Consider the following 20,634-nt stretch of genomic DNA (forward strand, 5'->3'; position numbering starts at 1 on the left):
ACATGTTGAGTTTTCTGCCGGGTTTCGTCCTTCTGCCGATTCATTTTTTGCTTCAGTGTTTTAACCTGGCTTTCTGGGGAACGCTCATCGTATTGATGGGGCTGATAAAGTTAATTTTGCCAGTGCCGCCGCTGACGAAGCTTCTGAACCGGTTGCTGAACAATTGCATGGCCGGGTTTGCCCTTTGCAGCGTCAGTCTGATCAACCTGTTTAATAAGGTAGAATGGCAGATACATACGCAGGGCCAGCTTAATGCAAAAGGCTGGTACCTGATGATGGCCAACCATATCAGTTGGCTTGATATTGTTGTACTGATGCATTTCGCCACCGGTCGCATTCCGGCCACTAAGTTTTTTATTAAACGGGAATTACTGTGGGTGCCCTTTATCGGCCTCGGCGCCTGGGCCTTAGATATGCCTTTTATGCGCCGCTACAGCCAACAATTTGTCGCCCGACACCCTCACCTTAAAGGCAAAGATATTGAAGCCACACGCAAGTCCTGCCAAAAGTTTCAGCAATTACCCACTACAATGGTAAATTTTGTTGAAGGAACCCGCTTTACAGAGCAGAAACATAACGCCAAACGCAGCCCGTACCGGCATCTTCTTCCGCCCAAAGCGGGTGGGGTTGCCTTTACGCTCGCTACCATGGACAACCTGCTCAGCCATATTATTGATGTTACGCTGGTGTACCCGGATAATAATGGCCATGTCATGATGGACTTGCTCTGTGGCCGGCTGAAAAAAGTGATCATTGAGGTTCAGGTACTACCGGTAAATACTGATATGATTGGTGATTATCAGAATGATGCAGTATTCAGAGCTTCTTTTCAGCAGTGGATAAACCGGTACTGGCATCGCAAAGATCAACGCATACAAGAGTTAACGGGTAACGAATGGAACAACTGACCGATCTGGCTCAACTTATTGCCGACAGCCTCAGCTACTGTGGCATTCAGGCTTCGGCTCATTCCACGCTATTTGCGATATTTGCGCTGATATCACTACTGGCAGTGTGCTGGATCAGCTTCAGGATCACCCGCTACCTGCTCAGCACCAAACTGACTCGACTGATATTACGCAGCAAGGCCACCTGGGACGACGAGCTGCAGTCTCACAATTTTTTCAGGCGCGCGGCCCATCTGGTGCCTGGTGTGCTGATTTACCTGCTCGTGCCATTGCTGTTTTCCCATAGCCCGATGTTGCTGGAATTCCTGCAAAAGGTCGCATTTATCTACATTCTGGTGACCTCACTGCTGATGCTCAGCGCCATTCTCAATACCGTTGAGGATGCCTATAACGCCTCCACCATGGCCAGACGCATGCCCATCACCGGCTTTATTCAGGTGGCCAAGCTGCTCCTGGCAATTATCGCCATTATTCTTATCGTCTCCAATCTGATTGGCAAGTCACCGGTGCTGATCATGTCAGGTTTAGGTGCTGTTACTGCCATACTGCTGCTGGTATTTAAAGATACAATCCTCGGCTTTGTGGCTGGTGTTCAGATCGCTGCCAACCGAATGGTTAATACCGGTGACTGGATCACCCTGCCCAAGTATGGGGCTGATGGTGAAGTGATGGAGCTTGGCCTGACCACGGTCAAAATCCGCAACTGGGATAAGACAATTTCCACTGTACCCACCTATGCATTGATTGGTGACTCAGTAAAAAACTGGCGAGGTATGCAGGAATCGGGGGGGCGGCGGATAAAACGTTCAATCTACCTGGATGTTCATACCCTGCGTTTCTGTGACCAGGAAATGCTGGATAACTGGGAGAAAATCCGTTTTATCAAAGGCTATATCAACGATAAGAAGCAGGAACTGGCCAAATACAACAAAGACAACGATATAACCGAGCAGGATCTGCTCAATGCCAGACGGCTTACCAATATAGGCACCCTGCGGGCCTATATGCTGCGTTATCTGCAACACCACCCCAAACTGCATCAGGATATGACATTAATGGTCAGGCAACTGGCCCCTACAGAACTCGGTGTGCCGCTGGAGGTCTATTGCTTTTGTACCTATACCAGTTGGGTGGAATACGAAGCCGTTCAGTCTGATATTTTCGATCATTTTCTGGCTATGGTGCCCAACTTCGGACTTCGCGCCTACCAAAGGGTCAGTGACCAGCCGCCCCCCCCTGCCCCAGCCAAACAATGCACAGAAAGTTAACAATTTCTTGACACTCTGCCCTGCTGCTGTAAGGTAAAAATTGCCCGAAGCCCCGGGCTTAACCTACTTTCTGTCTTTACGGCATGGCTAACAGTCAAGGTAAACTTATTATGATTAGAAAACTGCTTTATTTAATTCTGCCCTTTGCGCTTGGCGCATGTGGCAATGTTGAACAGAGTCCTGGCGGGGAAACGTCAGCGCCGGAAACAGCACAGGCACAACAGCTGAACATTGTTCCCTTTCCACAGTCTGTTACACCGGCTGCAGGAGAACTGACACTGAGCAAAGAACTCACTGTGGCAACCGATACCAATGCACCAGATAGCGCCGCCGCACTGTTGGCTTTGCTGGACCAGCTGGATATTCAATATAGCGAAAATGACAACGCTGTCATCAACCTGAAACTGGACCCGTCTCTGCCATTGGGTGAAGAAGGTTACCGGCTTAATATAGACCAGAACATTACACTTACAGCGCCCACAGATGCCGGACTCTTTTACGGCATTCAGAGCCTTAAGCAGCTGTTACCCGCTGCCGCTCAGGCCGAATATGTTTTGCCTAAAGTGCTGATTGAAGATCAACCTCAGTACAACTGGCGAGGCAGTATGCTGGACGTGGCGCGCAATTTTATTGGCGTGGAATACCTTAAGCAGCACATTCAGCGTATGGCCAGCTTTAAGCTCAATAAGCTCCATTTACACCTCACCGATGATCAGGGCTGGCGCTTAGAGATTAAGAGCAGGCCAAAACTGACTGAAGTAGGCGGAACCACCAGTGTGAGTGGTAACAGAGGGGGCTTTTATACCCAGGCTCAGATGCGCGAACTGGTTGCCTTTGCCGCCCGCCATCAGATTGAAATTATTCCTGAAATCGATCTGCCCGGCCATACTCAGGCAGCCATTGCCGCCTATAACGATCTGGCCTGCGATGATGTGGTAGATAATCCACCGCAAAATCAGTGCGAAGATGTTGTCGGCCCGGCGAGACTGGCTCCATACTCCGGCACCTGTGTTGGTTTCAGTGCCTTGTGCTCCAGTAAAAAACCCGATGTGGTTTACACCTTTGTGGAAGACGTGCTTCGGGAAGTGGCCGATATCTTCCCCTCCGAGTATCTGCATATAGGAGGTGATGAGGTATTGAACGAAGAAGCCGATGCCTTCCCTGATTTCATTACTAAAGTGGATCAGATTGTCGCTTCTTTAGATCGTAAACTGCTCGCCTGGGAGGAGGCCTCTGCCGGAGATATACGTGGCAACTCCCTGCTGCAGTTCTGGAATGATGATTATGATATCGCCCCGGCACTGGAAAAAGGCATTCACCTGGTGTTGTCGCCTTGCAGCTACACCTATCTGGATCACGGAAACTATGATGGCCAGCCTGACACCTACACCTGGTGTGCCAAGCAGGGGATCCCGCTGGAACGGGTTTACAGCCTGACACCGGAAAGCTATCAACAGGTAGTGGGTGTGGAAGCGCCCATGTGGTCTGAAAAGGTAGCGGATGATGCCACAGCCGATAACCGTAACTGGCCGCGTCTGGCTGCCATTGCCGAAGTATCCTGGACAAAGCAGCCACAACGCAATTACGAGGCCTTTACCCAGCGCCTTTCAGCATTGCGTCAGCACCTGGATAAAATGGGTATTGAGTATTACAGAGCCCCTGAACTGAGCTGGGATTAGCCTGTAGGTCGGGTTTTAACCCGACAGTGCAATTCAGGCCTGTCCAGCACCTTTGATAACACGGTGTTATTGATTAGCACATTGCTAATTCAATGGTTGCTGGGCATCCAGTGACCTTTGACTAACATTGGACAAGGGCTCTGGATTCCCGCCTTCGCGGGAATGACCGGGATAAGAGGGCATGGAAACGGGAATGGCCTGCTCCTGTTCTTATCTGCAATCCTTGCCGCTCTGTGGTAATACAGAGTACCCAGGATGCAGCGAAGCGAAATCCGGGTTAATCAAAGATACTGTTGGTTCTGTTGGGCTTAAGTTCACCCAGCAGCAGACTCAGGATGCAGGAGAGATATGAACAGCTCCGTGTTCCACTGCGCTTTATACTGGCCAGGACTGCTGTCTAACTTGTGGACCGGTTCAGAATGGTGCCAACAATAGCGTCAGGGTAGCAGAGTATAATCCACCAGAAGTTTTTGAGCACTTTGCCGGTGACGCATAAAAGCTGTGATATAAACAGTCTGCGTTTCAATGGCGTTGCGAAACAGCACTTTATACTTTTTAAAGGTTATTTGCTGGTAATCATGTATGCCCAGCGACGCCAGCTCACTGCATACCGGATATTGGGCGGGGTTGTCTGCCAGTCTGGCACAACTGTCATCAATGAGTTTTTCCAGTTCACCTACTGCGCTACTGTGACCAATATACACGGCCATATAACGGCCTAATACAGCCAGGGTCTGGAATGCAACCTGAGTGATCTCAACCCTGCTCATCGTCTGCGGCTTCAGGAATCAAATCTCGTAGCTGTTGTTTTGCCTGTACCGATGACAATGTTTTACCCTGGCGAATATCCCGCTCAGCCAGATTCATCATCTTTAACAACGCAATACTCTCGTCTCTAAGCCTGGCACTGACCTCAGATTCTATCCTGTAAACAGGCCTTCCCCCCTGCGTCACCACAATAGGCTCTTCAACATCCAGTTTGGCTGCATGTTGCTTAATATAGCTGATAGTTTCTACTCGCATAAATCTCGCTTATCAATGTACTTTAGACTTTTTATAGACTATATACAGACTAACCGCAAGATGATTAATCCCTCCCCCCGGATTATGAGCAGGAGCCCGATGAAAGAACGGTGGTCTGAAGTTAGGCGACACGCAACCCACTGATCCGATTATCGTCAATTTGGTATTGCATAACGGGAGCAATCCATATTCGGGGACAACCGCTCGTCATGCCCGAGTGTTGATATCGGGCCTGTCCAGCGCCTTTGAAAACACGGTGTTATTGTTTAGCACATTGCTAATTCAATGGTTGCTGGACATCCAGTGACCTTTGAGAAAACAAAATTCACCGCGGAGTCGCTGAGAACGCGGAGTTGTACAAGGGTCGAAAGCGAATACAGGGACGTATTGTATCGCGAACCTAAGGATGGAATTTATTCGTCTGACACTACCAACCTGAGCATGCAAGCCGAATAAATTCGGCCCCACATCGGCTTTACCTCTCTGTGTTCTCTTCCCCCTCCAGGGCTCTGTGGCCTGGATGCAGCGCAGAGAAATCCGTCAGAGAATTCCTGTCCCGCAATCCAGCAGCCGTTGAATCTGCAACTGTGTCACTTCCTCACCGAGAGGGGGTCAAAGGTGCTGGACACGTCCGCTTCGCTTCTTGCAGGCTACACATACATGACAAGAGAGAAACCGCCAACAGCTACGGGAACCTGTTATGCCCGAGTGTTGATATCGGGCATGTCCAGCACCTTTGACAGCACGGTGTTGTTGAACAGCGCATTGCTAATTCAATGGATGCGGGGTATCCAGCGCCCGGCAGCTTACCTTTTGCAAAGCAAACACTTTACCTGAGGCGCCGTGAATAAGCTGGCACTGACCACCCTGAATCTGCAATCTGAATACTTGCGGCTTGTTATTGTGACGCCCCATGATGGGGTTACCCTGGGCATCTCTGCCCATGTTCTGCTCAATATATAAGGTGTCCCGTTTGGTCAGGGCGTCATCGGCAAGTTTCACCGGCGTACCAGCTATGGCCTGGTGAATCACCTGCTGCAGTTCAGATTTAACCTCTGTGCCCGGATTGGTGATAACAGCCTGCTGCGGCTCCTCGGCATGGGTCAGCTGGCAACCGCCCGCCAACAGGCTTGCAATCACTACCAGAAACGACTTCATTGTGGTTCTCCGGGATAGCGTCCAAACTGCTGATACAGTTTGTTTTCCAGTATCGTGGCCCGATAACGCGGATCAGGGCGTTTTATCTGTAAACCCTTACCGGCTGGCTCAACTTTTTGGCTGAGACCTTGCACACCACTGATTTCAGGGCAACTGCCGCTGCCCATATAATCCAGCGCCGCCATTAACTGGCCTTCCTGCGGGTTACCCAAAGGCAGGGTCAGATCGTCTTCTACCATACAACCCTGCACATCAGCAGGAAATTGCGGTGTTGGCGTGGGTATAAAGCCGTCAGAATACTCGCCAAAACCCTTATCATTCACACCGGTAAACTGAATGGTGAAATACGTGGTACCGCAGTTATCTGTGGGGTAGAAACCATAGGGTTTACCACAGGTTTGATCGCCAATCAGAATCACCTCAATATCAATGCCACGCAACCCATTAATAAAGGCTTCACTGGCAGAGCAGGTGCCACCGGTGGTGAGCACAAACACCCGGTTCAATGCCAGTGTCGGCAGATTCTGGCTGGTTTCGACGAAGCGATCGTAATCGATGCGTTTATCTACAAACTCAAGAGGTGTGAGCTGTTCGCCGGTAACCGGATCGCGGCTCGGATATTTGTCATTAAACTGCATCTGTTCAAAGGTGCGGCCATTGGTATTGGCGTCACCGGCAACCATATAGCCCAGCTGAGAAGCCAGTACCAGCAGCCCACCACCGTTATAACGCAGATCCACCACCAGATCCGTAGCGTTCTCATTCACAAACAGCTCAAAGGCATCAATCAGTTGGTCCTGGGCCAGGGCAATATGGCTGTTAAACTGTACATAGCCCACCCTGCCCTGCTCCGTTTCAATCACCTGAGCATTCTGAACCGGGGTAATCTGCACATCCGCTGATGCCATGGTGACGTCAAGGCGCTCGCCCGCCACAGTTTCAAACACAAAGTCATGGCTTTGCCCGGCTTCTGAGGGAAACAGGCCATTATTAATGGCATCCACATCACCACCATCCACAAAATCCACACCATCTACTTCCAGAACCTCAGCACCGCGCTTCAGGCCCGCCACATCAGCCGGTGAACCGGGTTCGATAAAAGCGATTTGCAGCTTGCGGGGTGGCGATACCGCACTGAACTTCCACTCGATACCATAACCGGACTCCACGCCGGACTGGGTGCGCTGTTTATACTCGGCGGTATCCTGATGGAAATGGAAATTGTCTTTAAAGGCCCCAGAAGGGGTTCTGACGCTGGTCTTTAACAGAGCGAAGTACTCCAATACCCCATAACCTGCAGGATCAATATCATCGAGTTCGTCGTACCAAAGGTATGTATCATTGCTCCAGGAGCGCAGCCAGAGTTTTTCATAGTTGGCACTACCTGCCTTATCGGGAAAAGACCGGCCAGTGAATTCATCAATACCGCTGCGGGGGGACTCACAGAAGTTCTTCAGTTCAGACTCAGGCGCATAAACACCAGCCTGCCACTGCGGCCCGGAGCTTGATGAACCTCCGGATGAAGGTGGATTAAAATTGCCCGGCCCGCTGCCGCCCCCTCCACCGCAGGCACTCAGGCCAACAAGGGCTGCCAATAGTGCCGCTGTATGTAAAACTTTCAGCATAAAGACTCCTTAAATCCTTTTACTTTATCAGGCCGCCTGGCGGATCAACCGATATCAGAAACAGGCGGAATGTAGCAAAGATTCCCCGGTGGAAACAGTAACGGGCAAAATGAACTCTGTTGTCGCTCATTTTTATCAATGGATCAACAGCAAGGCGCAAAGCTTAACCGTAATATTCCCTGTACCACCGTACATATTGCTCAACACCCTGTTCCAGCGGTGTAGCAGGCTTAAAACCCACTGCCCGATAGAGATCCTCAATATCGGCGCAGGTGGTCCTGACATCGCCAGCCTGCATGGGCAGAAACTCCTTGAGGGCCTTTTTCCCGAGTGCCTTTTCAATCAACCGGATAAAATCGAGCAGTGACGCCGGCTGATTATTACCAATATTATAAATCCGGTAAGGTGCAGAACTGGCAGATACCGGCGAACCTCGCCAGGCAGGATCCGGCTGTGGTACCTTTTCCAGGATACGCACCACTCCCTCAACAATATCGTCAATATAAGTAAAATCCCGCTGCATATTGCCCTGATTAAACACTTTCAGCGGCTTTCCTTCGTCAATGGCACGGGTAAACAGGTACATCGCCATATCCGGCCTGCCCCAGGGGCCATACACAGTGAAAAAGCGCAGCCCCGTTGTGGGTATTGCATAAAGATGACTGTATGAGTGAGCCATCAGTTCATTACTTTTCTTTGTCGCGGCATAGAGAGACACCGGATGGTCTACACAATCTTCTGTTGAAAAAGGCAGTTTGGTATTCAGACCATAGACAGAACTGGAAGAAGCAAAAACCAGATGTTCAACACCGTTTTGACGACAACCTTCAAGCACCGTCAGAGTGCCAATCATATTGCTATCGGCATAAGCCATAGGGTTATCCAGAGAATAGCGGACACCTGCCTGCGCCCCCAGGTGAACAACCCGCTTGAAACGCTCCCTGGAAAAAAGTTCTGCCATGGCCATACGATCACTCAGGTCGAGCTGATAAAACGTAAAACCCGTCTTGTCCTGCAACAATGCCAGCCGGTGCTGTTTTAACTTAACAGAATAATAGTCACTCAAATTATCTATACCGGTTACCCTGTAGCCCATTTCCAGCAGTCGATGACAAACAAAACTGCCGATAAAGCCGGCAGCACCGGTAACCAGAATATGCATAGCAGGCTCCAACATGAGGTACGGTTCAGACTCTGAAGAAAGTGAGCATCGTGGTAGTTCTCAGGAAAGTGGCGTCGGCAAAGTAAACCCTACCAATTTCTGGAATATGGGCCATCTTTTCGCCGCACCCCATCCCACAACCCTTTAAGCATATAGCTTGTGCGCTCTAAACGCCCCGGTTGCAGTATTGAGTTAGCAAAAAAGCGTATTGGCAAGACAAGCAGATTACGGGTTTTCCAGTAACCTGGTACATAGCTTCTGCGACACAACAAGAGAATATTTCGGAACTGATAGTAAAGACGAATTGGCGAACCAACTTTATAGGTTATACCGGCAAAAGTACTGCGGGAGTCACCGAGCCGATGCACCATTTTGACGTTACCTGCAAGGGCGATAGATAAATTCCGCTGCCTCGCCCGCCAACACCACTCATGATCTACGCCATCAATAAATAAGGCCTCTTCTTTCATCCCTGTTTCATCAAGCTTCTCAAGGTCAATCATCATACCCGAGGAAATAATTTGTGTTACGCAAACCATATCATCATAGACTTCAAGCTCCCTCTGAACTCTTGGTTTAACAGGCTTGTCAGAAAAGGAGCAGACAATCCGCGGCCCGATAGCCACCACATCACGGTTGTCCTGTTTTGAAGCAACCAACAAACTGCGAAGTCTCGACACAAACTCGCCATCAGGCTGGCTGTCCTGATCCAGTAATAATCCATACTGGCAGTCACTCAGTTGCAAATCTCTCAGGCCCACATTCTGTGCCGCGGCAATGCCGACATTGTCAGCAAAATGATGATAATTCAGGTTGTGTTTAGGCACATCCAATACAGTAGGCACAGGAGAATTGTCCACCACGCACAACACATCCACCTGCCTGATAACAGATTCAATCAATGCCTGCGCTTGAGACAATACAGGCTTGTAGAGTATAACTACGGCACCGGTTTTCAATGTTTTACAAACTTTTCCAGAAACAGACGATCAATTTTGTAGGCCAGTTTAAGTATTCTTGACGGCATCAGCCTTAAGGTCAACACAGCCAGGGCATAAATAATATTGCCAATCCGAATTTTTTGCAGATGGCGCATAGCATAAAGACGCGCCTTGAACTCATTAATTGACTTGCTCAGGCCCCGGCGTTTATAAAAATCATTCACCCGCCGAAACTGCAGAAGTTTGTCAGCCAGATTGGTAAAAATGAACCCCGCTCCCGCCAGCTCTATCCACAAAAAATAATCCTGGGTGTTTCGCAAACTGGCCCGGTACCGGTGCCCCGCCTCAAATACCCGGAAGCGCATCGCAACTGTTGGGTGATTGAGCGAACAGCGTTTAGGAAGAAACCGGACTATCTCACTATGGGTCAATGGCAGTTTTCGTTTGCCAACCCGCTTGCCATGTTCATTGATTTCAACCAGTGCCGTGCCCAAAATATCCGCGTCAGGGTGCTGACGAAAAAATGCTATTTGTTTTTCCAGTCTTTGCGGCAGAGAAATATCATCAGCATCCATTCGGAAAAAATAATCTGGCGCGTAAGGCGTTGCCCAGTCGATGATATGGTTCATACACTGGCTCAGGCCAACATTGTGTTGACTCTGCACCAGAATAAGTCTGGGGTCGTTGTCAGCCTGCTCGTGCAGATATGAGGCTATCTCGTCAGGAATCTCACCATCGATCACAACGCCGAAAACAAAGTTCCGGTATGATTGCTTCAGAATACTCCCGGTTGCCTGCCTGACCCATTCAAGTCGATCCTCACGGTAAACCGCCATACCGACCACAACATCGAATACTATGTCCTGGGGAACCTGGTTTATTTGCGTGAAGTGATTATCCAATCTGAGTATTGCCCCGTAAAATACGACTATTGCACCCGCCACTCAGCGACAGGTTAAAGCAGCCAAAAAATAGCGGAAAATTAACAGAAAACCATGCAAAAATCTGCTTTTATTAGCTAAAAAGCCACGAAAGGCTAGAATTTGCATAAAAGTTCAACGGTCCATAGCGGTTAGTTAATCAAGATGCTGATTACGGATACGATGAAGTTTCTTCTTCAGCAATGCGCCCCAGTCGGTCAAGGCAAAGTTTTCGAACCGTAAGGTCAGATTTGGATTATAGGCCTTATCCTGTTCAATCACATGTTTCCAGCGCTGTTTCAAACAGGCCACTTCTGCCGCAAAGCGCGCCTGCTTTTCGGGCGTATCTTCTGTGCCCCTTGAAATCGACTCATGGTGATAAAGCACCGCCTCTGCACAATAGAGGTTGCGTCGTCCCATTTCCTGCACTTTGAGGCAAAAATCAACATCATTAAAGGCGACCACTAGATTCTCTTCATCTAATCCGCCGACTGCCAGATAATCGGCTCTGGTTACCAGCAAACAAGCTGCCGTCACTGCACTGAAATTGTGACTGGCCACCAACCGGTTCAGATACCCGGCAAAATCAGCCGGGAAATACTTGTGAGCGTGACCGGCTCCACCGCCATAGCCCATTACCACTCCGGCATGCTGAATTCTGTTGTCAGGATAAAGGAGCTTGGCACCAACACAGCCAATATCTGGTCGCATGACATGTCCCACCATGCAGCCAAGCCAATCGGGCGCAATGACTTCAATATCGTTATTCACCAACCCGATGATCTCACCATCAGCCTGAGCCACAGCGAAGTTATTGATTGCTGAATAATTGAAGGGATAGGGATATCTGAGCAGACGGACCTGAGGATGCTCTGCAAGCTGATCAAAATAAGCGAGGCTTGCCGGTTCATCAGAATTATTATCCACCAGCAGAATTTCAAAGTTCCGATAACGGGTTTTTTCCAGTATCGACTCAACACAGGCCTGAACCAAAGCTTTACCATTATAGGTAGGGACGACCAAACTGACTTTGGGCTCAGATGGGGTTCGCCACATCAGATTCAAAGATTGTGCACCAGCGTCAATCTGATAATCAGCATGTTGCGCCAGGCAGGCTTCAAACTCAGGCAACAGCGATTGAAACATCCCTTCCTGCTTTTCCGGAACATGTATCAGTACCAGCGGGATATGCTGTACCTCTCTCAGCGCCCCATACAGAGTCCGGGCACTGAGCCATTGTGCCAGCGCATAAGGCCTGCAAAGATGAGGTATTTGCTTCAGCTCTTTAGCATCTGCGAGTAAACAACCACTGCGAATATAAGCCGTAGTTATTTGCAGATCGGGGTTCCAGTCAGGGTAACATTGCGGGGTATGCCGGTTGCCCTCTTTGTCAAAACAGTCAGAATCAACATAAACCAGCTGCTTATCTGACCGGGGCCATTGCATCAGCACTCTGACACAGTCTTTATGTAATCCCTCACCACTATGGCAGACAAAAACCGGCTGATCATAAAACCGTTGAGGGATATCCTCATTTTCATGCACAAAAGCGACATCATAATCATGCAGATCGAGCTGCCTGACTAAGCGAGTCACTTTTCCAAAACTCTGCCGGCTACAACAAATGAGGATACCGCTGACCGCAACAGACTGAGCGAGCACACTGTTGATGGATGCCCGCAGCGCATTTTTATCAGGCGCGTTGACGACAATACAAACCGCCAAAGAGCCTGCAGAAGTATCAGGCAGTTCATCGATAAATTGCTGCTGCACCGCCATATTCTTTTTATAACTTTTATGTTGCTGCTGTTGTGTAGGCACATATTGCAGCACACCGGCGCTATACAGGGATTTGGTATACCAGGCCGCAAGCCGGGGCTGTTGACGCAATGTCTGACGTACAGCCGGAGGCAGCATGCCGACAGTAAATTTAAGGCTTCTGACTAAATATTTTTTCAATGTTCAGGCCTTAGTACCATATTTATTACCACTACAGATTTGCCATTGAGCTAATACAATCATTCAGCCCAGGTCCATGCGTTTCAGATAGACTAACCAAATCGCTTTAGGAACCTTGACCACCAGGGGCTGTTACTTTCTCTTGTACCCATAGCGATCAGAAACCTGCCCAATTCCACCATATATTGCCCGGAATTCAACATGGCATGAGCCTGTTCAAGATCGATGCTTTCCTCAGGAAGAATATCCTCAATCAAAGGCAGTAGCTTGTGATGACAGTATTTTACATCCTTTGCTTTGAGATACTTATGCGCAAGAAAACGCAGCAATTGATCAGAACTATTCTTATCCGAAAAAATTTTGCCGCAGGTTTCTTTTGCCGCATCGTAGTCTCGCGAGTCCCTGATTTTTCCCAAAAAAACAAGTGAAAATGACGCAATAGGATCAAACCTGGAATTAACACCAGAATAAGCACTCATCATCTCATTCGCGGTTAACTCCCTAATAAGATTCTCATCAATATTCACACTTCTCAAAAAGTGAGGGATACACTCATGCTTAATCCGATCATAGGAATAAACATCAACCGCTTCATCACCAAACACCTTACACCAACTATTTAATGTTCTGTCGTAATCCACCAGCCTGGAGAGACGCTTGTTCAACTTCTCGATCTTGGTAAGGCTGCGACTGGTCTTGTTAATCTCAGAAAAAGCACTGATTACAAAGTCATAGGCATTCCTGAAGTATATTTTTACTTCAACATCAAAGTCCCCAAGCAAATCACACAATTCAGCCACATGTTGGTAGTTCAGCGTACTGAATTCCTCACCGGATAAAATCACCATCTGGCAATGTTTTGTCACAGCTTCTTCTCTTATGAGCTTTAAATCACGTTTGACCTTTGTCAGTTTGCCATGTCTTAGCAGCGTAGCCAGATATGAATACTGATTTTTAGACTGTCCCAGACAACTAACGGGGTAAAGTGTGCCTGATTGATATAATGATTTCTCGTTAGCAAGTAAAAACTGCTGAATAGCCGTTGTACCGGTTTTATGGGTACCAATGTGTAAAATCAGTTTCATTGTTAAAACCAAATCAAATAAAGTATTTCGCCAGCTCAGTGGCGGCAAATCCGGTGGAATGTCGGTTCAGGTATCGCTGTTGCTGCAGGCGGGTCGCTTCTCGCTCAGCATCGTGAGTGACGTAGTACTCAATCAACCCGGCCAACTCGGATTGATTGCGATAGTATACCCCATGGTAATGTTTCCTGGCGTCCCTGTTGTTATCACTGATAACAAAGGCCCCGGCTTTCAGGAAATCCACGTACTTGTGGCTCACTGTGCCAATCTTATTCATCATATCATGGTGATCAATCAGGCAAATCTTACTGCCTTTCGCCAACATCGGAATCTCTTCATAAGGCACGCTGCGGGCAATCCAATAATCCTTAGCGACCGGATTACCCGGATACTGATCCCAGTTGGGTCCATACAGATGCATTTTAAGCTTAAGCGATTTCACTACCGGCAAGGCCGCCTCAAGTATTGGCCTGATCCTTGGTGTGCCAACAAAAGACAGATCGCATTGATACCTGGGCCTGGTGCGGTTACAGGGCTGCAATGAAGAAAAAGGCGGGATCACTTCAATCGGCGCCTGCGGGGTAAAAGGCTGTCGTCGTCTGAATGGCTCAAGGCGCATTAACCGGCGCCGTTGCAGAAATCCTTTCATCCCTTCACTGCAAACAAATACCTTGCGGAACTGATCGATGCTTTTCAGCTTCTCCACGTGACAGTAAATAAGCGCAATATTATTAGCCTCGGCATCAAACTTGCCCACCTCGGGATAGAAGTGCCGTTGCGGCCCACCCAGAAAATAGATCCGGTTTTGTGAAGCGGCACGATATTGATACCCCAGCGCCTCCAGCTCTTGTCTGAGGTTTACATATACCCGATAGTCATACCAGAGTTCATTTTTATGTGGCGAAGCAATGCAAAAGGAGGTCATCCCACCATTCACTCCGCTTGCTGACCAAAAAGATCAGAGCGCCTGATACCCGCCTGCAGATCCAGAGCAGCGTATTCCGCCACACGCTTTCTGATCAATGGTCCCCTTGGGCGCAATTCGCTGGCCAGTAGCCAGACATGATAGGCCACTTTTACATCGCTTTTTTCAATTTCTTTCGCTAACTCAATAAGCTCGTCGGCATCTTTACAGCGCTGCAATTTCTTTGAGTTAATAATGGCATCCGTCAGTGCCTGATACTCGGCCCGGGTACAGCCTCTGAACACCCGGAACAGGTCGGGGAAATACTTTCTGGGTACAGTCTGAACATGTGCCAGCGTCTTATGATAACGCTGCTGCACAAATTCCCGGCCTACTTCCAGTTCCTGCTGGATATCCAGCTCTTCAATAAACTGGCGTCGGTGCACATCGTACTCAGCGTAATTCTTTTTATTCAGTTCGAAACAGACTTCCCGGCCAATCGCCACATTGTAACCACCGCGATTCAGCTTTAATTGCAGTTCATCGGAAGGTCGCCCCCGGTGTAGCAATGAAACATACTCCATGGGTGAGCGGAACAATCTGTGGATCACCATCACCGGGCGAAGGTGCTGTAAATCAGGATGCAGACCTTCCCGCAAATTGGGATCCGCTCTGAAGGTATCGCCATCGGCCATCACACTTTTGCCATTTCTAAGCTCAGGAAAGTGATAACCGACTCTGCTGACATTTGCAGTCAGCTTAACCAGCGTTTTGACCAGCGGATTAATCTTCCCTTTAATACGTTGTGGTAACGGTGAAAACGCCTGCTTTTGCCCAAACGCATTAATCCATTCAAAGGAAATAGTATCGGCATCAGCATTGGCAGTAATCACATCCTGAATACTCAGCTTAAGGCTCTTCGGCGTCCAGAACTCATCAATATCCAGAAACAACAGATAGTCAAATTCACCGCTTTGTCTGGCCTCATCAAGGGCACTGGCATAGACAATATATTGCAGGCAATTCTGAGCATCCACAGGGCACAGGTCAATCCAGTCGGCACTGCGCCCGCGCACCTGCGGATAGCGCTGATGGATACAATCTAATACCCCCATACTGTTATCTGTGGTGCGGTTGATATACACATCAATGGCATCAAAGCCATGATACAGATGATGATGCACCCACTCAGGAATATACGCGGCCTCATCCTTGGCGATCGCGACAATTTTGACCCTGGTTTTTTGCCCTTTGGGTGATATCTGTTTACTCACTGTTCAGACACCCTGATGAGATGCGCCATATCCGCTAATAATTTCTGCGCGTCTTTATCAAATACCCATTCATCTTTAGCCACTCTGATGGTATTGATACGACTGTTTGGCTGATAGTTGACGATATTATCGGCAAATTTTTCTGTCATTACCTTTTCACAGCGGTTATCCAGAAAGTAATTGCCTACCTTCAGTTCTCTGGTGTTTTCAGCCACCCGTTGTTTCAGCTCACTCAGGCCTGCAGATTCCAGCTTGTCAAAATGCTGTTTATACTGATTGCGCACCCACATACCACGAGTATTAAAGTGTTTGAGAAAAATACAGTTCAGGGCACGGATGATTTCAATATCAGTAATATCCATGGCCTTATTCACCGCATCAGAATTGCTCTCGGGGGTTACAAAGTCCGACTGCCATTGACGACCAAGCAGCGCCATAAAGTCCTGCAACAAGGAGTCATTAGTGGTGCTGGCATCATAATCCAGAATCCGTATATTTTCTTTGCCAAATACGTGGCTAAGTGCTGTCACTTTAAGGTCTGCCGACAACATCTGACTTTGTGCGGGGCGGGCAAGATGTTCATGGTAATAGGAAAAAAAGCTTTCAGTACCACCGTGTTTGACCGTTTCCTGCCAGATGGAATAAAGCTTAAAACTGGCCCGGCGCCAGGTATAAAGCGCCACTACACGTTTATTATCCAGGCTGTTCCGCAGGTATTCAAAATGCTCTTTGCCCAAAGAAATAAAATCTTCACTGGAGAGCAGAAAATCATGGGGCTCAGGATTAAAAAAGTCGATATCTTCCTTGCTCAGACTCTTATCTGCAAGAAGCTGACGAAAGTCGTGATGGCCAAAGATACGCTGAAAACGTTTGGGATAAACCAGATTGGAGCGAAACAGGGCTTCCCGGTTGTCCATAAAAAACTTTTGTAATGCTGTGGTCCCTGTTTTATGGGGTCCCACATGAAAAAAAACTGTATTCATCAGTGCTCTCTCGTCCTTTTGACTTAGCGATGATTATTCGCCGAAAAACGGGTAACGTCCGTGGTTACTGATTAACCTGCCCCACTTCAGTATTTTTTGTTCATCCATTTTTTTCGCCGTACTCAGTACCTGAGGCTGGTTTGCAGCCTGCCATTTGTCCAACGGATGCAATACATGCATATTAGCCAGACCATAATCTCCACAGAGCTGGGCATCAGCCCGTACATTATCTCCAACATGAATATGGCTGAATCCCTGCTGTTGCAGATAGTCTCTCACCCACTGCCATATCTGACCTGTATCTTTTCGTAACCCGGTCTGGCTTGATACCAGCATCTTGCGCGGTGCCTGCAACCCTACCTTACGAATCATCAGTTCAATCTGAGAGGCGGTGTAATAGGTATCAGTAATTATCCAGATTTGACGTCCCCGGGCTGCCAGCTGGTTAGCGATATTGACCATTTCATCCTTAGGCAGTATCTGCTCCAGATCAAAATCAAATTCCATTGCCATAAGTCCATTCGCCTGCTCCTCATCCAGCGCCAGCTGCTTTGCCATATACTGATACACCTGATCAATACTGACATCGCCCTTAAATTCTGCGGCTTGTCTCAATGCAAATTCCGCATCATTCCTGAGACTAACAAAAGCCTGAGGTGAAGGCACCAGCCCCTGTTCTGTAAGATACTTACCAAGGCAATACTTGGCATAATCCGGCTCGGTATGGCGACGGCGCAATAAGGTATCAAACAGGTCAAATGACACCACCTCAAAGTTACTGACTTCCCGGAAAAGCGATTCTGGTGGCTTATGGTAACCGGCAAAGATATAAGATTTATCTGTAGTGAACTGCCCTGCCGGCGGATAGTAAAAGAACTGTTGGTAGCCGTTTTTCTCAGCCAACAGCCCTACAGTCCGCTCCAGCCCATGCAGCCAGGAACCATCATTAGGCAATGGCTCAGGTGGGAAATCCTCATAATCAAAACTTTGTGACAACAACTGTTCGAGCGCTTTGGGTCGGGCCCAGAACATACCGCCAACCGGATAATTTACAAAATTGTCGCTGATATCCAGCCCCCACTGCTCAACAAAGTCCTGGACAAAAGGCTTGTTGCAGGTCCAGTGGTTAACCCAGGCGGGCATCATCCAGAAAGAAGTAGGATAATACATACCCAGCTGTGGGTTATCGCTGAACAGTCTCAATAAGCAAGACACCACGTGCAGATCTTTAAATAAAAACTGGTTCAGGTAGTCAAACCACTGAGTCTGCTCTCTGCCTGAGTAGAGGGATTTTTTTGAATGCAGATGACACATCAGGTCGTAGTCCAGCAACTGTCTGCCAAATTCAACCAGCAACGGGCCAAAGTTACGTCCACGATTTGGCGCCTTTACTACCTGCAATTTACCGACCTGAGCGATAGCGCCAAACTGTCGCTCTGCATCCTGCATAATCTCTTCACTACTCGCCGCGACGAACACGTCCACATTACAGGGAAACGCCTTAAGACAAGCGGCAAACTTAGGTACAAAATCGGCATAAAAAATGTGCAGACAAATGGCAATTCTCTGTTGAGCCCAGCTACTGTTGTCAACCGCTACCAGATTGTCTTTTGGATGCCAGCGCAAATGTGCCGGCGCGATTTCCCGCTCTTCCATCTTGCCTTTTTGATGGTAATGCAATAACGCCGGGGTACCGGCATGATAGACATCAGGATAGCGACGCAGATAACTCTCAGTATCAAACTTTTCAGATGGGTTTACGTTGGCAAAGCCGGATTTACACAGATAATCCTCAAATGCGGCCAGATCTGAAGAAAAAGCACCATAACGCTGTTGATAGTAATCCACATCGAACAGCTCTGCTTCGGTCAGTTCGCGTAAAGCCACTTCACGTTCAAGGCGGTTTGTCCGGCTTATTTTCTTATTGCGCAGGCCACGAATCAGCCGGTTAACGTGCTTTTTCATCGTTTACAGTCCAAACAATCGCATCGGGTTCACATTCCCATTCCCGGAAATGGCATCATCTACATCAAATAACGGCCAGGTCGCACGTGGAAACATATCCCGTCGGGAAACATAGAGATCATAGTGGTGTTCAATTTCCTGCGCGGAGAACCGGACACCCTGATCAAAATTATGCACCATCGCCTCAAGCGCTCCGGCAAATATCAGTGAAAGTTCATGGAAATGCTGCTGCGGATAAGCGGTGCGACCAAACACAAAGTGAAAGGGTGGATCAGAGAATTCACTGGCCCGGGCAATATCTACAAACTGGCCGTCAGGGGAGGTCAGCAAAGACTCCAGAAATAACGAACGATCCAGCATCAGGTATCCATCACCCATTTTCACGCCACTCTTATAAACTCCGTTCATTGTGGCAGTATGGCGGCCAATCTGATGAATACCTTCCCGGGTCGCAATAAAATATATTCCGTGGGTGTTGGTCTCCAGCAGCCGTGTTAGCAATTTCTGAATAGTCCCTGCATAGCCTACATCTACCATTAGCAGGCCTTTTGCACCGTGTAACCCAAGGCTTTGCAGATAATCCAGATAAACCTGACGACTGCTCTGAACACATTGCTTTAATGCGTCAATATGCAGGCTCAAATGCGCCTGAAGCGCCTCACTCTCGTAAGGCAAAACCCAGTTTACCGCCAGTTCATCAGCACTGAATATTTCTTCGATTTGCCTGGAAGTAAATCCAAACCGGCCCTCAAGAAGCTGCCGCAGTGAGCCTGAGAACTTATTGGCCAGACTCCAGCGCCAGGTTTGCCGGTCTCCAATACTAATGCGAAACAAAAAGGTGCGTGATGCGTGCAGGTAAACGTGTGGTAACGATGTGACAGCACCCTGGTCTGCCAGACGTTCATAAGCCTGGCGAAAGAAATATCCTTCGCGGGCCAGAAAAACCAATTTCTGTATCTGATTTTCACGGGCATGCTCTGCCAACGACGCCATATACTCACTGCATATTGGCCCCAGAAAATTATATCCGAAGTCCCGTAATACCACGCCTTTGTTCATACCGGAGAAACTGCCACCCACGCTATCTGAAGGAATAATTCGAAGCCGCGCATAATAACACGGCGCAGACAATCAAATCACCCTTTTCGAAAACCATAGTAGGTCGGACTTTAGTCCGACAAATATAGCAACGCCCACCATCCCGTCGGATTGACGCGATTGTCGGATTGAAATCCGACCTACAACATGGACATAAAATCCGACCTACCACCACGCATCAAACACGTAAGTCGGACTTTAGTCCGACAAATATAGCAACGCCCACCATCCCGCCGGATTGACACTCATGTCGGATTGAAATCCGACCTACAACATGGACATAAAATCCGACCTACCAACAACGCACTATCCTCGTAGGTCGGACTTTAGTCCGACAAATATAACAACACCCACCATACCGCCGGATTGACACTCATGTCGGATTGAAATCCGACCTACAACATGGACATAAAATCCGACCTACCAACAACGCACTATCCTCGTAGGTCGGACTTTAGTCCGACAAATATAACAACACCCACCATACCGCCGGATTGACACTCATGTCGGATTGAAATCCGACCTACAACATGGACATAAAATCCGACCTACCAACAACGCACTATCCTCGTAGGTCGGACTTTAGTCCGACAAATATAACAACACCCACCATACCGCCGGATTGACACTCATGTCGGATTGAAATCCGACCTACAGAACTCCCGACCTACAATTTAATCTACAG

General features: G+C 48.4%; 17 protein-coding genes. 3 read left to right on the forward strand and 14 right to left on the reverse strand.

Annotated elements, in window-relative coordinates; translation table 11 throughout:
- The first annotated feature begins 2 nt into the window (after positions 1 to 2).
- The 3 genes from CDA54_RS05640 to CDA54_RS05650 all read left to right on the forward strand — a co-directional run bounded on the left by CDA54_RS05640 (position 3) and on the right by CDA54_RS05650 (position 3,855).
- Positions 3 to 908 carry an acyltransferase gene (locus CDA54_RS05640; protein WP_099034023.1) on the forward strand — a complete coding sequence of 302 codons (906 nt, stop codon included), beginning with the start codon at positions 3 to 5 and terminating at the stop codon, positions 906 to 908.
- Positions 896 to 2,176: a mechanosensitive ion channel family protein gene (locus CDA54_RS05645; RefSeq protein ID WP_099034024.1), complete on the forward strand. Its 1,281-nt coding sequence runs from the start codon at positions 896 to 898 to the stop codon at positions 2,174 to 2,176. Before CDA54_RS05640 ends, CDA54_RS05645 begins: the two co-directional genes overlap by 13 nt.
- Positions 2,177 to 2,286: 110 nt before the next feature.
- Positions 2,287 to 3,855 carry a beta-N-acetylhexosaminidase gene (locus CDA54_RS05650; protein WP_180237119.1) on the forward strand — a complete coding sequence of 523 codons (1,569 nt, stop codon included), beginning with the start codon at positions 2,287 to 2,289 and terminating at the stop codon, positions 3,853 to 3,855.
- Positions 3,856 to 4,292: 437 nt separating this feature from the next.
- Here the strand turns inward: CDA54_RS05650 and CDA54_RS05655 are convergent, their stop codons facing one another.
- The 14 genes from CDA54_RS05655 to CDA54_RS05720 form a co-directional block, all read right to left on the reverse strand.
- Positions 4,293 to 4,625, reverse strand: a complete 333-nt coding sequence (locus CDA54_RS05655) for a type II toxin-antitoxin system RelE/ParE family toxin (RefSeq protein ID WP_099034026.1) — start codon at positions 4,623 to 4,625, stop codon at positions 4,293 to 4,295.
- Positions 4,612 to 4,878, reverse strand: coding sequence for a type II toxin-antitoxin system Phd/YefM family antitoxin (locus CDA54_RS05660; protein ID WP_099034027.1), 267 nt, complete (start codon positions 4,876 to 4,878; stop codon positions 4,612 to 4,614). Before CDA54_RS05660 ends, CDA54_RS05655 begins: the two co-directional genes overlap by 14 nt.
- Before the next feature lie 768 nt (positions 4,879 to 5,646).
- The gene (locus CDA54_RS05665; RefSeq protein ID WP_099034028.1) at positions 5,647 to 6,036 is read right to left on the reverse strand and encodes a hypothetical protein; all 390 of its coding nucleotides are present in this window, start codon (positions 6,034 to 6,036) and stop codon (positions 5,647 to 5,649) included.
- Positions 6,033 to 7,661, reverse strand: a complete 1,629-nt coding sequence (locus CDA54_RS05670; RefSeq protein ID WP_099034029.1) for a S41 family peptidase — start codon at positions 7,659 to 7,661, stop codon at positions 6,033 to 6,035. Before CDA54_RS05670 ends, CDA54_RS05665 begins: the two co-directional genes overlap by 4 nt.
- 163 nt (positions 7,662 to 7,824) lie before the next feature.
- The gene (locus CDA54_RS05675; RefSeq protein ID WP_099034030.1) at positions 7,825 to 8,823 is read right to left on the reverse strand and encodes an NAD-dependent epimerase; all 999 of its coding nucleotides are present in this window, start codon (positions 8,821 to 8,823) and stop codon (positions 7,825 to 7,827) included.
- Positions 8,824 to 8,912: 89 nt separating this feature from the next.
- A complete protein-coding gene (locus tag CDA54_RS05680; protein WP_244903102.1) occupies positions 8,913 to 9,725 on the reverse strand; it encodes a glycosyltransferase family 2 protein in 813 nt (270 codons plus the stop codon).
- 53 nt (positions 9,726 to 9,778) lie between these two features.
- Positions 9,779 to 10,666 carry a glycosyltransferase gene (locus tag CDA54_RS05685; RefSeq protein WP_308427846.1) on the reverse strand — a complete coding sequence of 296 codons (888 nt, stop codon included), beginning with the start codon at positions 10,664 to 10,666 and terminating at the stop codon, positions 9,779 to 9,781.
- A 174-nt stretch (positions 10,667 to 10,840) separates the two neighbouring features.
- Positions 10,841 to 12,643 carry a glycosyltransferase family 2 protein gene (locus CDA54_RS05690; protein ID WP_099034033.1) on the reverse strand — a complete coding sequence of 601 codons (1,803 nt, stop codon included), beginning with the start codon at positions 12,641 to 12,643 and terminating at the stop codon, positions 10,841 to 10,843.
- A gap of 92 nt (positions 12,644 to 12,735) precedes the next feature.
- On the reverse strand, positions 12,736 to 13,728 hold the full coding sequence (locus CDA54_RS05695) for a hypothetical protein (protein WP_099034034.1): 993 nt from the start codon (positions 13,726 to 13,728) through the stop codon (positions 12,736 to 12,738).
- A 13-nt stretch (positions 13,729 to 13,741) separates the two neighbouring features.
- Complete coding sequence (locus CDA54_RS05700; RefSeq protein ID WP_143452263.1) at positions 13,742 to 14,650, reverse strand: glycosyltransferase family protein; 909 nt, start codon at positions 14,648 to 14,650, stop codon at positions 13,742 to 13,744.
- 8 nt (positions 14,651 to 14,658) lie between these two features.
- Positions 14,659 to 15,903, reverse strand: coding sequence for a glycosyltransferase family 2 protein (locus CDA54_RS05705; protein WP_099034036.1), 1,245 nt, complete (start codon positions 15,901 to 15,903; stop codon positions 14,659 to 14,661).
- Positions 15,900 to 16,886 (reverse strand): hypothetical protein, encoded by a 987-nt coding sequence (locus tag CDA54_RS05710; RefSeq protein ID WP_099034037.1) that lies wholly within the window; start codon positions 16,884 to 16,886, stop codon positions 15,900 to 15,902. The genes CDA54_RS05705 and CDA54_RS05710 overlap by 4 nt, the downstream gene beginning before the upstream one ends.
- Before the next feature lie 33 nt (positions 16,887 to 16,919).
- Positions 16,920 to 18,851 (reverse strand): rhamnan synthesis F family protein, encoded by a 1,932-nt coding sequence (locus CDA54_RS05715; protein WP_099034038.1) that lies wholly within the window; start codon positions 18,849 to 18,851, stop codon positions 16,920 to 16,922.
- Between the two features lie 3 nt (positions 18,852 to 18,854).
- A complete protein-coding gene (locus CDA54_RS05720; protein WP_143452264.1) occupies positions 18,855 to 19,982 on the reverse strand; it encodes an HAD family hydrolase in 1,128 nt (375 codons plus the stop codon).
- Between the last annotated feature and the right edge of the window lie 652 nt (positions 19,983 to 20,634).

It is taken from the genome of Lacimicrobium alkaliphilum (assembly GCF_002591895.1).
Classification (GTDB): Bacteria; Pseudomonadota; Gammaproteobacteria; order Enterobacterales; family Alteromonadaceae; genus Lacimicrobium; species Lacimicrobium alkaliphilum.